The sequence below is a fragment of the Flavivirga jejuensis genome (assembly GCF_030540765.1).
Lineage (GTDB): Bacteria > Bacteroidota > Bacteroidia > Flavobacteriales > Flavobacteriaceae > Flavivirga > Flavivirga jejuensis.
In genome coordinates this window covers 336,110-350,852 of sequence record NZ_JAUOEL010000007.1, presented here as the reverse complement: position 1 = coordinate 350,852, position 14,743 = coordinate 336,110, and the positions used below count along the sequence as shown (strand labels likewise).

The window sequence follows — 14,743 nt, the reverse complement described above, 5'->3', positions numbered from 1 at the left end:
AACCATTAAAACGGTGTAGGTTAACCTTTAACTGTTAATAATTAAAAGTAGTATGCAATATACTAAATATTTGCTATTGGTATCTTTATGTTTCTGGATAATTACTGGTCACGCTCAAGATAATTCAGGTAAAATATCAGGGACTATAAAAACCCAAAGTGGAGACCCCATAAGTTTTGCCAACATCAGTTTAAAGCATACAACCTACGGAGCTGTTGCAGATGATGATGGACAGTTTATATTTTCAGCACCACCAGGAAATTACACCCTAATAGCATCCTTTATGGGGTATGTTTCTGTTGAAAAAGAGGTTGTACTAAAAAATGGTAAAACTATTACCCATCATTTCATTTTAAAAGAAGCATCCAATGATTTAGATGAGGTTATGATTATGAGTAAATCAAAATCTCGTCAAACAAAGGAACTACCTTTAAGTGTAAATGCCATTGAATTAAAAGAACTGTCTAACACGACATTAAACCTTAACGAGGTTCTTAATAAAAGTACTGGTGTTAAGGTCAGGGAACAGGGCGGTGTAGGTTCAGATTTCGAGTTCTCTATTAACGGACTTTCAGGTAAGGCAGTACGATTTTTTATAGATGGTATTCCATTAGATGTCATGGGGAGTAGTATGTCATTGAATAACATACCAGTAAATATAGCAGAAAGGGTTGTAGTGTATAAAGGCGTGGTACCAGTACATTTGGGGTCTGATGCTCTAGGCGGTGCTGTTAACATTATAACTAATAAAAATGTGACCAACTATTTAGATGCTTCATATAGTGCTGGTTCGTTCAATACCCACAAGGCATCTATTACAGGGCAATACATAAACAAAAAAACAGGCTTATTATTAAAAGCTTCTGGATTTGTAAATTATTCCGATAACGATTACACCATGTATGGTGTGCGTGCCATTAAGGTCATTGATGAAGACAATTCAGAGTTCGTTACGGGTGATTTTAAAAGATTTCATGACCAATATAAAACCGCACTTGGGCAATTGGAATTGGGACTTACCAATAAACCTTGGGCAGATGTTTTCTTTATTGGAGGAAGCTATTCCGAAACTGATAAACAAATCCAAACTGGAACCAATCAAGATGTCGTTTATGGAGGTGTTGTAAGAAATGGAAATGCCTATTCGGGAACATTACGCTATGCAAAAAAAGACCTGTTAACCAAAAATTTTGATGTTAGTCTTTTTGCATCTCTGTCCGAAGATAAATATATAGTTTCCGATACTTTAAACAGACGCTATTATTGGGATGGTACCTATCAAGAAAGACCCAGTAGCGAGTTTGGGAGCAACACGTCTATTTTCCATATAAATCGCCCAAAGAAATTTGTACGTACCAATCTCAGTTACCAGATGACACCACAGCATTCTTTTGGTATTAATTACACTTTGGACCATATAAAGAACTTTAATTGGGATGAATTGAATGTAGATGAAGACGATGCTCCAGGAAAATTGGCAAAACACAATATAGGGCTCTCATATCAACAAGCTTTTTTGGACAAAAAATTAACTAATACTTTTTTTGTTAAGTACTATGGACTACAGTTAGATGAGCCTTTTGCTGTAGGTTTAGGATCTCAAGGAGAAAGGGTTACACTTAGCCAGTGGAACGATTATATAGGTTATGGTATAGGGTCTCGTTACAGTTTTAAAGAGAATTTTGGGCTTAAAGCCTCTTATGAAAAAGCATATCGTTTGCAGGAAGTGGGCGAACTGTTCGGTAACGGGTATACTGTAATAGCTAATAACGAATTGAAACCAGAAAACAGTCATAATTTCAATTTGGGGTTGTTCTATGGTATCAATTGGAATAGCAATAGTCTCTTTTTTGAAACTGGCGGTTTTTTGCGGGATGCTGAAAATTTTATTGCCCCAGTGGTCTATTTATCTAATTCCCAAATAATACGTTATGAAAACACCTCAAAAGTATTGGTAAAGGGCCTAGATGCTGAAGTTAAATTTAAACATGAAGATTTGCTAAATATCGCTGTCAATGCCACCTATCAAAAAACTACGGACAATACCCAGTTCCCTTTTGGTTCCACTACCGGAACCGAATCGCCTACGTACAAAAACCAACTGCCTAATAGGCCATGGTTGTTTGGTAATGCTACGATTGGCATAGGAAAATCGAATGTTTTCAACAAAAAGGACAACCGCTTACAACTGAATTGGGATTTTCAATATGTACATTGGTATTACCTCACTTGGGAAAATTATGGGAATAAAGACAATATAAACACCATACCTGACCAATATATCCAAAACGCATCCTTATCCTATTCTTTTAAAAATGGCACTTATAACATTGCCCTAGAAGGGCGAAATATTACAGACCGTTTGGCTTATGACAATTTTAGATTGCAAAAACCCGGTAGAGCTTTTTCTGTAAAATTCCGCTATTTCATCAAATAATAAATTATTTAAAAACACTTATAAAAATGAAACAATTATTTAATACCATAACAATGAAACATTTAAAAACTCCCTCTTTCTATTTTAAAGCACTATGTATATGTATGGCCATAGTACAACTATCTTGCTCCGATAGTGATAACGGTGGCACTGAAGAATCGCCTGTTGACGACGGTAAATCAAAATTTGCTATTTGGCTACAACTAGGTAGTTGGCCCAATACTACCCAATATGTTGCTGGTGTCGATGATATCACTACGGGTGAAATTAGTTTAGAGGGTAATGGAGACGAGGTAACCAGTAAGGCTGACTATGGAATAGTTACCAATGGAGACGGTTATTATTACTACCCAAGCTCCAGTACCGATTTTGGAAAGATGACCAAATTTGAATATAAAGATGACCAATTACAAGTAGTAAGCGAAGTACCGTTTACCTATCAGAATTCTATAAATGCCCATACTTGGATTGATGAAACCACTCTCATATTTTATGGACTTAATGGCGACCGCGATAAATTGCTTTACACCATACTAAATACTGAAACATTGGCAATGACCAACGGAGAGTTTGATTTACCAGCAATTCCACAAGATTATACAGGTATTTATACAGGAAATATAGAATATGTAAATGGAAAGATTTTAATGACCTATACTTATAACAAAGATTGGCCAGAAAAAGGAAACCTTCCTATTTATTTAGCAGAAATAGAATATCCTTCTATGAGTACCAAATCTATTTCCGAAGAGACTCGAACCCTAGCAATGGGAGGTATTAATATGTGGGAATCATCTTCTACTGTAAATGAGGAAAATGATATATATATGATGTTTAATCCAGGGTGGTATTATGATGCTGATAATAATTCAGGGGTTTTTAGAATTAAAAATGGAGAAACAACATTTGACCAATCTTATTTTTTTAATCTAACTGAAACCTTAGGAGGTTCTACTTCAGGGCTTTGGTATATAGGTAATGGCAAAGCCATTGTAAAATATGAAGATGCTGCTACTATAGCAGCTAATCCTGATACACTTTTTAATGCCTTATATGCACTTGTAGACTTACCTTCTTCAACCGTAATAAAGAAACTAGAACTTCCATTAGATAAAGGAACGGGGCTTCAAAGTGTGACCATAGATAATGGCAAAGCTTATATTGTGGTAAATGCCGAAACGGAAAAGGATTACGTTTGGGAAGTAGACTCAAATACTGGAGCTGTATCTGCTGGTCTTGAAATTGTAGGCGGTTATGAATATATTTTAAGAATAGATAAATTGAAGGAATAAGAATTCATTTCTAAAATTAATTCTTATTTTTTTTATTTAGACAATTTTCGGCCTTTGCTTTCTTTTAGGTAAGGGCCGATTATTTTATTTCTTGATGTATGGTCATACTAGCTATCATGTTCATTTTTTTAGGTTTTTACCTATGCTATAATACTTCAAAAAGAGCTGTTTTATATGGGTACATATGGGTAAAACGAATACAGCAATATCCTTATTTTTTTAAAGTATTTGGGTCATTGCTTATTATTTTTGGTTTTTACGTGTTAACTATTCGATTAGGTTTAGTTCCGGGTTTATTTATAGGTTTAATTGTATTAATGACTCTTGCTTCCTTAGTGACTTTACTTCTTCCTTTTATTCAACCTAAAAAGAAGTAAATGCCAGCAAACCCTAAACATCTTACAAAATCCAACTGGCAACGTTTCGCTAAAATAACGTCTGGCATATTAGGTGGTTATGTGTTGTCTTTTCTGGCACATGCTTGCTTTTTATCTTGGTTTGATGGAGAAATGGTTATGGAAACGGCAACCTATAGCCTTTTTATCCTGTGGATACCCTTATTAATATTTCCGTTTTTATTTAAAAACGGGTGGCATTGTTGGTTTATTTATTTAGGTATAGCACTAGTACTATTAACACTATTAAATTTTCTATAAATGAATAAGGTAAACTACAATCGTTTTTTTCATTTACATACTGTTACGGGCATTGTAATTAGCATTGGGCTTTACATTATTTTTTTTGCAGGTGCCTTTACTTTATTTTGGGATGAGATTGTAGCCTGGGAAAACGCAAGTGCCATAGCTGATAAAACACAAATTTCAAGTTTAAATGATGTTGATATTGACCAATTAATACAAAAATTAGAAAGTTCAGGATATACAGTGCTAGGGAGGGATATATCCTTTTATTATTCTGATTCAGAACCTGATTTATATGTATATCTATCCGCTTCAAAAGATAGTTTACAGCCTAATGCAGGAAAGGAATATGAGCTGTCGGTAAACCCTAAAACCTATGTAACTGAAAATTACAAAGATTCTAAATACAGTATGGGGTTCCTATTCTACAGGCTACATTATTTTTACCAACTAGGTATGTTTGGGTATTATTTGGCTGGTTTGGTTTCTTTTTTCTTTCTGTTTGCCATTGTAACTGGTGTAATTGTACATTGGAAAAAAATAATATCCAATTTTTATGTATTCCGGCCATGGGCAAAATTGAAAACAGTTTGGACCGATGCTCATACGGTTTTGGGTATGATAGGATTGCCATTTCAGTTTATGTACGCCTTAACGGGAGCCATGTTTTGTTTATGGGTATTAGTAGAACCGTTAGAAAATCTTTTCCCTGAAAAAGAAACAGATAAAAATACCATAGAAATGGTAGATAGCGAGTTTGCTTATTCGTCCAATGAAGATACCTCTCATTTAATAACCCCATTTTTAGATAGTCTACAAAACGTTTGGAAAGGTTTTGCATCAAATAGTATTGAAGTAAGTGATTATGGAAATCTCAGTAATACCATTACTGTCTCTGGAACTTTAAAAAAAACGAAACAGTTTTATCACCATGCAAGTATCACCTATAATTTTGCTACAAATAAAGTGACCGCACTAACCGACCCCAATGACTTAAAATACACCAAGGCTGTTTATGAAGTTGCTGGTAACCTCCACCATGCGGAATATGGAGAAATAGGTACGTGGCAAAACTATATGTTGAAAACCATCTATTTTTTACTCACCCTTATCACTTGTTTTGTGATTATAACGGGTGTATTGATATGGCTGACGGCTAGGGACAAAAAGCACATACCAGAAAAGCAGCGAAAGTTCAATGCACAGGTGGGTTATATTTACTTAGCACTTTGTTTAACTTTATACCCCATAACCGCATTGGCTTTTATAGTTTCCAAACTTATCCCAGAGAGTCTTAACCCTGAACGAAAACTTATTTTGTATTGGGTACTCTTTGGAGGATGGCTTGTAGCTTCTATATTCTTTTGGTTTAAAAAGAATAATTACTTCACCAACAAGTATACCCTTTTAGCAGGAGGAGTTTTGGGGTTAGGTATTCCATTGGTAAATGGTCTTTCTACAGGCAATTGGTTTTGGATTACTTTTTCTAATAACAATTACGATGTTTTTGCATTTGATATGCTCTGGTTATTAATGGCGACAGTTTCTTTGTACGCTGTCTTTAAGATTAATGACAAAAGTCTAACCAAACAAAAGGAAGTAAAAGAAGGCTTTAAATCTGTGATGTAAAACAAATTTTAATCATTACTAAAATAGACCTAACCAAATGATTAGGTCTATTTTAATTTTGGTGCTATTTGAAGAAATATTATGAATTGAGATTTCTCGAATATTGGGAATAAAATCCTTATAATTATACATAAAAATAACTAATCGAGTTTCAGTTTTCAAAAAGGTTCACCTTCTAATAAGTAAAAGACAAAACATCTTTTTTAAAACTATTAAAACAATAAAAATTAAGAGAATACATTTTTAATACTCATAAAATTGGTTCTTATTTTTAAATAAGATTTGCTTTTGATTGAAGAGGATTGAAATATAATTTTAATCCATTTATCACCGTCAATGCCAATAACTATATCGTCTTTAGATAGTTTTTTGACATCTGCATATGCTAAACCTGTAAAACAGCAAAAAATAAAAATATCTTTTACTTGGTCTAAACGTTCAGTATGCAATTCCTTTTCCACCATTTTTTGAATTTCTTCCTCTGTTAAAAATTCTCTATCTACAGTTTTTAACTTCGCTTTCCAATGAAGAAATGGGTCTTTATCAATCCAATCATTTGCAAAAGCAATTCGAATTATCTTTTTAAAATTAGTAATGTATTTAATGGCTGTATTATGCCCACAGTTTCTTTCGGTTTTTAAATAGTATTCAAATTCAGTTATAAATTTGTGGTCAACATCTTTGACTAAAATATCTTTAGCTCCATATTCTTTTTGAATATATTCAGAGACATGCTTTTTAGCTGTCCTGTAGCGTTCTGCTGTTCCTGTAGCAAAGTCACTACCAACAAGTTTATTTACTCTTTTATTGTGGTCTTCAAAGATTTCAAGAAGCATTTTTTTACTGGAGTCTTTGCCTAAATACGAATCTCTAAGAGAGATTGCAGTAATAGGTTTGCCTTCAGATACACTTCGTTGTTCAATGGTGTATATCTTATTTTTGATTGTACTGATATATCTATTAATGCCCAGAGATTTTTCAGAATTCCCCCGAGTCATATTCATATCAGAGTTCCATTTGTCAACTAATACTTTACGCCTAATACTTAATTCGACTCGTTGACCATTTAGAGTTATTCTGAGGTAAATGTTTGCTTTACCATTATTATCTGCTTTATACTTTTTAATATAAAAAAGTAATGAAAATGAATTATTCATAGTATTTCTTGTTATTTCTCTTTCAAATTACAAAAAATAAAATAAAAAATAATTAACGTAAGTCCTTTGTTTACAGGTTTTTTTAGGTTATTCGGGGTCAGTTGAAGAGGGGTGTAAGTGACCCCGAATTAGCCCCTTTTTATTTGGTGATTTTTGCTATTATTTGGCATTTAATAAAATTAAAAAACCCGTAAACATAATGTTTACGGGTTTTTAGTAGAATTTAGTAAATTCTCAGCGGAGAAAGAGGGATTCGAACCCCCGGAGGTGTGACCCTCAACAGTTTTCAAGACTGCCGCATTCGACCACTCTGCCATTTCTCCTTGAGTGCCTCATCAGCTATTCGCTGAATGCGGGTGCAAATATAGAACCCTTTTTTATTTCTTTCAAATAAAATACAAACTTTTTCAAAAAATAATTTTACGCATAATTATGTCTAATTATTTTATCCTCTAATATTGTAAAAAACAAAATATCAAACCTTATTTTTGCAGATATATTAATATGAAATGGATACTATAAAACAGTTAAAATGGCGTTATGCTACTAAAAAATTTGATGAGAATAAAAAGCTTTCAAACACAAAACTTAATACTTTAAAGGAAGCTTTTAATTTAACAGCAACTTCTTTTGGACTTCAAACCATTAAATTAATAGTTATTGAAAATAAAGCTCTGAGAGAGATGTTAGTAAAACATTCTTTTTACCAGAAACAAGTTTTAGAAGCATCACATTTACTAGTAATCTGTATTCAAAATAACATTACGGAGGAAGATATTAATAAGTACTATGCTAATATTAAGTCTATCAGAGAAACATCAGATACGGTTTTAGACCCTTATAGATTAGAACTTATAGATAAGATGAAAAAGATGTCTGTTGAAGAACGTCAGCAATGGTCTAAAAACCAAGCGTATATATCATTAGGGAATTTAATGACAGTATGTGCTGTAGAAGGTATTGATTCATGTCCGATGGAAGGGTTTTTACCAAGAGAATACGATACTATTTTAGGATTAGATAAAATGAAATTACAATCAGTATTATTATTACCTGTAGGTTATAGAGCAGAAGACGATATGTTTTCTGAATTTGAAAAAGTTAGAAAACCAATAGGTGATGCTATAATTGAATTATAAATTAAAAAACAACTATATTTTTTATGCCTGGATTTGAATTATTTGGAGAATTAGAACGTAAGGAAGTTAACGATGTTTTAGATAATGGCGTTTTAATGCGTTATGGTTTTGATGGTATGCGTAACGGACATTGGAAATCGAAAGAACTAGAAGCGGCATTACAAGAATCTTTTAAAACAAAACATGTACAACTTGTTTCGAGTGGAACAGCAGCAGTTTCTGTGGCATTAGCATCCGCTGGAGTTGGAGCAGGAGACGAGGTTATTATGCCAGCATTTACGTTTGTAGCCAGTTTTGAAGCTATTATGATGCTTGGTGCCATTCCTGTTTTAGTTGATATTGATGATACTTTAGCGGTAGATCCTAAAGCAGTTGAAGCTGCAATTACTTCAAAAACCAAAGCCGTTATGGTTGTGCAAATGTGTGGAAGTATGGGGGATATGGACACCATACAGACTATTTGTGATACGCATAATTTATTATTAGTTGAAGATGCCTGTCAAGCAATAGGAGGAACCTATCATGGTAAACCCCTAGGAAGTATTGGAGATCTTGGTTGTTTTTCTTTTGATTTTGTAAAAACGATTACATGTGGAGAAGGAGGAGCCGTTATTACAAATAATGAAGCATATTATACGAATGCAGATCATTACAGTGATCATGGACATGACCACGTTGGTAATGACAGAGGAGCGGAAACGCATCCCTTTTTAGGTTATAATTTTAGAATTTCAGAATTGCATGCAGCCGTAGGATTAGCACAGGTAAAAAGGTTACCAGAGTTTTTGGCTATTCAAAAGAAAAACTACACAATTATTCGTGAAGCGTTATCTCAAATTCCTGAAGTTAGCTTTAGAACAGTTCCAGAAGGCGGGGAAGAGAGTTATGCATTTTTAAACTTTTTCTTACCAGATTTAGAAATTACCAGAAAAGTATCTGAAGCTTTTAAGCAGAATGGTGTCGATGTTTGTTTTCATTATTATGATAATAATTGGCATTATATTAGAAAATGGGATCATTTAACAAATTTGAAATCGTTATTTCCAATTTCTTCAGAAGTTAAAAAAGGCCTTGAATATTTAAAGACAAAAGAATTTACTCAGTCAGATCACTATATAGCCAGAAATATTTCTTGTTTAATAAAATTATCTTGGTCTGAAGAAGAAGTAAAGGAAAGAGCCAATAAAATGGTTCATGTTATAAAATCTTTTATTTAGTGCCTGGCTTGATCGTAAACAGACACTATTTAGTAAAGAATTAACATGCTTTAGCTTTTTGTATGGTTTTTGTAGGGGTTTGAAACTTTTGTGAGAAGATGTTTAGTGTTAATTTTGTTTTTTTTAATTAAGCTATGAAACTAAACTACTTTAAATTATTTGTTTTACCTCTTTTTGTTTGTCAATTGGTTTTTGCGCAAGAAACTCCTATTGATTTCTCTGCAGGAACCTATTTAATCGATGCTATCGATTATGAAACAATACAGATAGATCCTAATGCTTTGGATGTTATTTATACCGATTTAGTTTGGGCAGATGAGTTTGATATAGAAGGGAGTGTTAATCCAGACAACTGGCATCATCAAACCCAAATAATAATACCAGGAGTTGGTTGGGCTAATCAAGAGGAGCAGCATTATACAAATCGCATTGATAATTCTTTTGTGGACAATTCTGGGGCTTTAAATATAGTAGCAAAAAAAGAAAATTTTACAGATCAAGGATTAACAAAATCTTATACATCAGCACGGTTGAATTCTAAATTTGCATTTACTTATGGCAGGGTAGATGTTCGGGCAAAATTACCCAGTGGAGATGGCACATGGCCCGCTATTTGGACTTTAGGTAAAAATATAAATGAAAACGGAGGCTTTTGGGATAGTAGTTTCGGTTCGGTAAATTGGCCAGTTTGTGGAGAAATAGATATTATGGAGCATGGTCTTGATGCTTTAAACGAAGTTTCTAGCGCATTGCATACCCCATGTTGTCATGGAGGTAATCCAAATAAAGGAACTATTTTAGCTACAGATGTTGCTAATAATTTTCATGTGTATTCCGTAAATTGGTCACCAGATCAGATTACTTTTTTATTAGATGGTGTTGTTTTTTTTACTTACAATCCCACAGTTAAAAATGGTAGTACCTGGCCATTTTTTGAAGACCAATATATATTGCTTAATGTTGCCATGGGAGGTGTTGCAGGAGCTATTGATCCTGCTTTTACAGAAAGCAGCATGGTTATTGATTATGTACGCGTTTATCAAAATACAGCCCTCAGTACTGAAGGTTTTAATAATAATACGGTTAAAATATTTCCAAATCCAGCAAATACTTATATAAATATAACTGCTACTGGAACTATAAATCGTGTGGTACTTTATGATCTTTTAGGTACTCGTATATTAAACAAAACAAAAGGAAGTAATAGGTTAGATGTAACCCATTTAAATCCTGGGATTTATTTGTTAGAAATTTATTCTGGCACTAAAAAGCTAGTTAAAAAAGTGGTTATAAATTAATATTTCACATAATCTACAATCTCTAAGCCATATCCTATTAAGCCAACACGCTTAGTATGCTCTTCTGCGTTAGAAATTAATCTTAGTTTATGAATATTTAAATCATGTAATATTTGTGCACCAATACCAAAATCTCTTGCGTCCATATTTATTCTAGGAGCTTTAAATATGTCGCTAGAATTCTGGTTTTCTTTTAAAACGGATAGACGTTTTAAAATATTCATAGATTGAGATTCTTGATTAATGAATATGATAGCACCTTTTCCTTCATTATTAATAACATTGAACATGTTAACTAATTGGGTATCTACATTATTAGTAAGGGTTCCTAAAATATCGTTATTAACTAAGGTCGAGTTTATTCTTGTAATAACCTCTTCATTATCTTTCCATTGACCTTTTGTTAATGCTATATGTATTTGATCATTAGTGGTTTGCTTGTAGGCTCTTAATCTAAAACTTCCAAAACGAGTTTCAATTTGGAAATCTTCTTTTTTATCAATTAAAGAATCATGTTGCATTCTATATGCTACTAAATCTTCAATAGAAACAATTTTTAGGTCTAATTTTTTTGCAACATCAATAAGCTCTGGTAAACGTGCCATAGTACCATCGTTATTCATAATTTCAACAATAACACCAGCGGGTTTTAAGCCTGCTAACCTAGCAAAATCAATGGCTGCTTCAGTATGTCCTGTTCTTCTTAAAACGCCTCCTTCTTTAGCAACTAAGGGGAAAATATGACCAGGTCGTGCTAATTCAAATGGTTTCGTACTTGGATCAATTAAAGCTTTAACCGTTTCTGCTCTATCGCTTGCCGAAATACCTGTTGTAACACTACCGCCTCGTAAATCTACAGATACAGTAAAGGCTGTTTCCATAGGATCGGTATTATTACGTACCATCATATTAAGCTCTAGTTCTTTACATCTATTTTCTGTTAAAGGCGCACATATAAGACCTCTGCCATGTGTTGCCATAAAATTTATCATTTCTGGCGTTACCTTATCGGCTGCAGCCACGAAATCACCTTCATTTTCGCGATTTTCATCATCAACAACAATAATCACTTTTCCATTTCTAATATCATCAATGGCTTCGTGTATGGTATTTAACTTTAATTTAGAGGTCGTATTTTGTGTCATAGTATCTGCTATCATAATACAAAGGTATTGCTTATTTTAAAGATTTTAAACAATTTAGCATCAAGTCTTCCTTAATTTTTACATTTAAAAACATAAATGAAATTATATATAGAGGAAACCCAATAAATAAAAGAAACAAGCTAGGTTTTTTATCTTTCTTTTGAATGTGGTTATAAAACTTAGATGTGTTAAATAATGACTTTATATAGTAAGTTACAAATATAATGAATGCAGCAATACAGAGTTTACTGGATATAGATGCTAATAATGGTAATTTGTTATTATTACTTATAAAATATAGAATAACTAGCAAAGCTCCTATACTATATAAAACAAGAGCCCATTTTGAAGCTCTTTTATAGCTTTTTACTAGACGTTCAGAAATATCATAATTAGTATTGATGCGCACTCCTTTTTCTCGGATTTGTTCTATAGAAAGACCTCGGCTATTTAATAATTTTATAGCTTCATAACGGATTTTTTCATCATGCCCAAGTGTTTCATAGTTATTGATTATATTGATAAGTTCTTCATCTTTATAAGGAGATAAGAACTTATAATCTACAGCATTTTTTTCTTTAATATTAAAGATTTTCTTTAAAGGCTCAATAATGTTGATATCCCCAAATAAACTGCTGTCAGCCGTGGCTCTTTTAGTTAAAAAGAATCCAAGAGGCAACATTGTTAACGTTGAAAACCAACTGGCTAGTACTGGGCTAAGATTACCACCTTTTGCGCTATTTGTGGCAAAAATGCCAATAAAGTGATAAGATAAAAATAGTAGTATAGCTATTACCATAGGTAAACCAATACCTCCTTTGCGTATTAAGGCACCTAAAGGAGCTCCAACAAAAAACAAGATAATGCAAGCAAAGCCTAAAGCAAATTTTTCGTGTAATGAAATAACATGCTTATTAATATAAATTTTAGTGTCTTTTCTTGTTTTTTCTCTTGAAACAATAATTTGTTTTGCACTTGTTATGGTTCTTGAAGTAGTCTCAATCAATTCAGCCTTTTTAGCAGGGCTAAATAGTTCTAAAAGATTGCCATCATAAATAGAATCATTAATAGAATCATTAATGGGTTCTTTTGTTTTAATCTTTTTGGAAACATTAGATCGTTGAAGTAAATTTTTTGATAAGGAGCGAAAACTAGCTTCTCTTTTTTTTGAAAGCGAATCTATGGTTTTTTTTAAACCAAGAACATCGAGCATATTGTATTTATCTGTTTGCGATTTTTCATCAAAATCAACATCATTGAGCTTAGATAAATCTATGCTAATTGTATATTTTTCAAAAGTACTTTTTGCAAACGGGTTTTTGTCTTTGCTTTTTTTTGTTTTAGATGTGAAATCGCTATAATAATTACCGTCTAATAATATAAGTTTTAAAACATTTGAATCTTTTTCGCTTGCAAGTTCTCCTGTTTTAGATTTTATTGTGGTAGCATTTTTTTTGCCATCTGCTCCTTTTATATGTATGATAATATCCTTTAAATATTGATCGTTATTGCCATGTTTGTCGGCGAATTTTATATTATAGGCTCCTACTTCATTAAACTGACCTTCAGCTAGTAGCATTGCTGGTTTTAGCTTCGCTATGTTTCTTCGTAAATTATAAGAGTTGAGCTCTGCCCACGGAATCACGTTGTTCGAAAAGAAAAAAGTAATAATACCTAGAATAACTATAAAAATACTAAGACCAGACATGGCACGCTGTAAAGAGATGCCAGTTGATTTCATAGCAGCAAACTCATAGTTTTCAGCAAAGGATCCAAATACCATAATGGATGCTAGTAAGATAGTAAGTGGTAATACTAAAGGGATTAGTTTAGGCATAAAGTAAACTAAAAACTTGACGATAATTACGATATCTAAGTCTTTACCTGCTAGTTCTTTAATATAAAGCCAAATGGTCTGTAAAATAAATATCATCATGAGTATTATAAATACACTGATGAAAGTTTTAAGATATGTGGTTAGGATGTATCGGTCTAATATTTTCACACGGTTAAATTTTACTAGTCATTTGTTTAACAAGCTAATTATAAAATTAAGAACGTGTGTATAATCACTTCGTTCTTACATTAAAAACTTTAAAAAAAAGAATGAAAATATTTTTTAATAGCCCTTTTCACAAGTCTTTACCTAATCTAATTTATTGATATAATAATCGGTATATTTATTAGGGTCAAAGGTAAATAAGGTTTTAGATAAAAGCTCATTTGTTTTAAAAGAATTTACAGTTAATGTAGTTTTTGTACTGTTTTTCCCAAGTTGTATTAAATTGTAGATATGTTTGGTTTGAGCATCTATACCTAGTAAAATATATTTTATTTCGGAGTTTGAATCAATAGGAGTTAATTTGATGTACTGTATTTTTCTGCCTTTTATATTTTGTTCAATATCTAGCGCATACATGTAACCATCTTCATAAAAAGATAACATTTTACTTGGTGTAATAGTGTCTTCCTCATTATCATTCTCTGAAGAAATAGTTACTTCTTCATCTTCAGGGCTTATGCTATAAAGCGTTTTACCATCAAAAATACGAACAATTCCAAGAATGTTTAGCTTGTATTTATCACCTTTCATGATAACATCTCCCCGTGTTTCTTGTTTTATATTTTCTGATGTGTTTTCTAGGGTATATTTAAAGTCTATTGAAATATTTTCATAACCTTTTACTTTTTGAGAAACTTCGTTTAATAATGTTTTGGCTTTGTTTTGTGATAAGCCACTAATTGTAAAAGCGATAAATAAGAATGTTATAATGTGTTTCATTTTCAA

11 protein-coding genes and 1 tRNA gene are annotated in these 14,743 nt (G+C 32.4%); 7 read left to right on the top strand and 5 right to left on the bottom strand.

All coding sequences use genetic code 11. The annotated features are described in order from the left end of the window. Window positions 1–52: 52 nt before the first annotated feature. From Q4Q40_RS19190 to Q4Q40_RS19175, 4 genes are all read left to right on the top strand, one after another. The gene (locus Q4Q40_RS19190) at window positions 53–2,437 is read left to right on the top strand and encodes a TonB-dependent receptor (protein ID WP_303303613.1); all 2,385 of its coding nucleotides are present in this window, start codon (window positions 53–55) and stop codon (window positions 2,435–2,437) included. 26 nt (window positions 2,438–2,463) lie between these two features. Continuing rightward, entirely contained in the window at window positions 2,464–3,729 is a 1,266-nt protein-coding gene (locus Q4Q40_RS19185) for a DUF4374 domain-containing protein (protein WP_303303612.1), read from the top strand. A 377-nt stretch (window positions 3,730–4,106) separates the two neighbouring features. After that, the gene (locus tag Q4Q40_RS19180) at window positions 4,107–4,385 is read left to right on the top strand and encodes a hypothetical protein (RefSeq protein ID WP_303303611.1); all 279 of its coding nucleotides are present in this window, start codon (window positions 4,107–4,109) and stop codon (window positions 4,383–4,385) included. Then, the gene (locus tag Q4Q40_RS19175; protein ID WP_303303610.1) at window positions 4,386–5,999 is read left to right on the top strand and encodes a PepSY-associated TM helix domain-containing protein; all 1,614 of its coding nucleotides are present in this window, start codon (window positions 4,386–4,388) and stop codon (window positions 5,997–5,999) included. A 227-nt stretch (window positions 6,000–6,226) separates the two neighbouring features. Here the strand turns inward: Q4Q40_RS19175 and Q4Q40_RS19170 are convergent, their stop codons facing one another. Both Q4Q40_RS19170 and Q4Q40_RS19165 read right to left on the bottom strand, forming a co-directional pair. After that, window positions 6,227–7,156 carry a site-specific integrase gene (locus Q4Q40_RS19170; protein WP_303303609.1) on the bottom strand — a complete coding sequence of 310 codons (930 nt, stop codon included), beginning with the start codon at window positions 7,154–7,156 and terminating at the stop codon, window positions 6,227–6,229. Window positions 7,157–7,394: 238 nt separating this feature from the next. Beyond that, a tRNA-Ser gene (locus Q4Q40_RS19165) sits at window positions 7,395–7,479 on the bottom strand. Window positions 7,480–7,665: 186 nt separating this feature from the next. Between Q4Q40_RS19165 and Q4Q40_RS19160 the strand changes: the two genes are divergently transcribed. From Q4Q40_RS19160 to Q4Q40_RS19150, 3 genes are all read left to right on the top strand, one after another. Next, entirely contained in the window at window positions 7,666–8,295 is a 630-nt protein-coding gene (locus Q4Q40_RS19160) for an NAD(P)H-dependent oxidoreductase (protein WP_303303608.1), read from the top strand. Window positions 8,296–8,318: 23 nt separating this feature from the next. Then, window positions 8,319–9,512 carry a DegT/DnrJ/EryC1/StrS family aminotransferase gene (locus tag Q4Q40_RS19155; protein ID WP_303303607.1) on the top strand — a complete coding sequence of 398 codons (1,194 nt, stop codon included), beginning with the start codon at window positions 8,319–8,321 and terminating at the stop codon, window positions 9,510–9,512. 134 nt (window positions 9,513–9,646) lie between these two features. Next, a complete protein-coding gene (locus Q4Q40_RS19150; RefSeq protein ID WP_303303605.1) occupies window positions 9,647–10,810 on the top strand; it encodes a family 16 glycosylhydrolase in 1,164 nt (387 codons plus the stop codon). On the opposite strand, the gene ribB is transcribed toward Q4Q40_RS19150, so the two are convergent. The 3 genes from ribB to lolA1 form a co-directional block, all read right to left on the bottom strand. Continuing rightward, a complete protein-coding gene (ribB, locus tag Q4Q40_RS19145) occupies window positions 10,807–11,970 on the bottom strand; it encodes a 3,4-dihydroxy-2-butanone-4-phosphate synthase (protein ID WP_425555812.1) in 1,164 nt (387 codons plus the stop codon). The two genes, Q4Q40_RS19150 and ribB, sit on opposite strands and share 4 nt — an antisense overlap. A gap of 16 nt (window positions 11,971–11,986) precedes the next feature. Beyond that, complete coding sequence (locus tag Q4Q40_RS19140; protein WP_303303604.1) at window positions 11,987–13,960, bottom strand: LptF/LptG family permease; 1,974 nt, start codon at window positions 13,958–13,960, stop codon at window positions 11,987–11,989. 141 nt (window positions 13,961–14,101) lie between these two features. Next, window positions 14,102–14,737 (bottom strand): outer membrane lipoprotein periplasmic chaperone LolA1, encoded by a 636-nt coding sequence (gene lolA1 / locus Q4Q40_RS19135; RefSeq protein ID WP_303303603.1) that lies wholly within the window; start codon window positions 14,735–14,737, stop codon window positions 14,102–14,104. Window positions 14,738–14,743: the final 6 nt, after the last annotated feature.

Coding starts and splice junctions, on each gene's coding strand:
- Q4Q40_RS19175 (WP_303303610.1), top strand. CDS start 4,386: ATGAATAAGGTAAACTACAATCGTTTTTTTCATTTACATACTGTTACG.
- Q4Q40_RS19155 (WP_303303607.1), top strand. CDS start 8,319: ATGCCTGGATTTGAATTATTTGGAGAATTAGAACGTAAGGAAGTTAAC.
- ribB (WP_425555812.1), bottom strand. CDS start 11,970: ATGATAGCAGATACTATGACACAAAATACGACCTCTAAATTAAAGTTA.
- Q4Q40_RS19190 (WP_303303613.1), top strand. CDS start 53: ATGCAATATACTAAATATTTGCTATTGGTATCTTTATGTTTCTGGATA.
- Q4Q40_RS19160 (WP_303303608.1), top strand. CDS start 7,666: ATGGATACTATAAAACAGTTAAAATGGCGTTATGCTACTAAAAAATTT.
- Q4Q40_RS19180 (WP_303303611.1), top strand. CDS start 4,107: ATGCCAGCAAACCCTAAACATCTTACAAAATCCAACTGGCAACGTTTC.
- Q4Q40_RS19150 (WP_303303605.1), top strand. CDS start 9,647: ATGAAACTAAACTACTTTAAATTATTTGTTTTACCTCTTTTTGTTTGT.
- Q4Q40_RS19185 (WP_303303612.1), top strand. CDS start 2,464: ATGAAACAATTATTTAATACCATAACAATGAAACATTTAAAAACTCCC.
- lolA1 (WP_303303603.1), bottom strand. CDS start 14,737: ATGAAACACATTATAACATTCTTATTTATCGCTTTTACAATTAGTGGC.
- Q4Q40_RS19170 (WP_303303609.1), bottom strand. CDS start 7,156: ATGAATAATTCATTTTCATTACTTTTTTATATTAAAAAGTATAAAGCA.